The following is a 500-nucleotide window of genomic DNA, read 5'->3' as shown; positions in this document are numbered from 1 at the left end:
GCGTTCCTGAAGAAATTCCAGTGGAAGCCGGGCGAGATCGACAGCGTGATGCTCGCGATCCAGAACGGCTCGAAGCCCGAAGCGGCCGCCGATGCATGGATCGCCGCGCATGCCGATCGCGTGAATGGCTGGACGGAAGAGGTGAAGCAGTAATGCCTGGGTAGTTGGACGGAAACAGATCGGCAATCGGGGTCGGCTTGATTGCCGATCTTGCCCGCTCCGCCTTCTCGACAGGCGGTTAATCAGTACCGGCCGAATTCTCAAAGTGATCCGACATGATTCGTCATGGATCGATGGATCATGTCTAAATGTTCAAACGATGGGTTCGGCGCGGGATTATGGTTGGATGAAGAGGCAGGTTTCGATGCATACCCCAAAAGTTGTGGTAGAGAATCTATGTAAGGTGTTTGGGAGCAACCCGCGGCAGGCGCTCGACATGCTCGCTGCCGGCGCGACGAAAGACGATGTGCTCAAGCGTACCGGACAGGTCGTCGGCGTGC

The 500-nt window shown here is 57.2% G+C and carries 2 pseudogenes; both read left to right on the top strand.

Annotated elements, in window-relative coordinates:
• Positions 1 to 153 (top strand): annotated as a pseudogene (locus DIE23_RS39195) (glycine/betaine ABC transporter substrate-binding protein); the annotation flags it as partial.
• Between the two features lie 166 nt (positions 154 to 319).
• A pseudogene (locus DIE23_RS40665) lies at positions 320 to 500 on the top strand (hypothetical protein); the annotation flags it as partial.

The organism is Burkholderia sp. Bp9143 (assembly GCF_003853645.1).
Classification (GTDB): Bacteria; Pseudomonadota; Gammaproteobacteria; order Burkholderiales; family Burkholderiaceae; genus Burkholderia.
The sequence above is the reverse complement of the archived record's forward strand: the minus strand, read 5'-3'. Positions and strand labels throughout refer to the sequence as shown.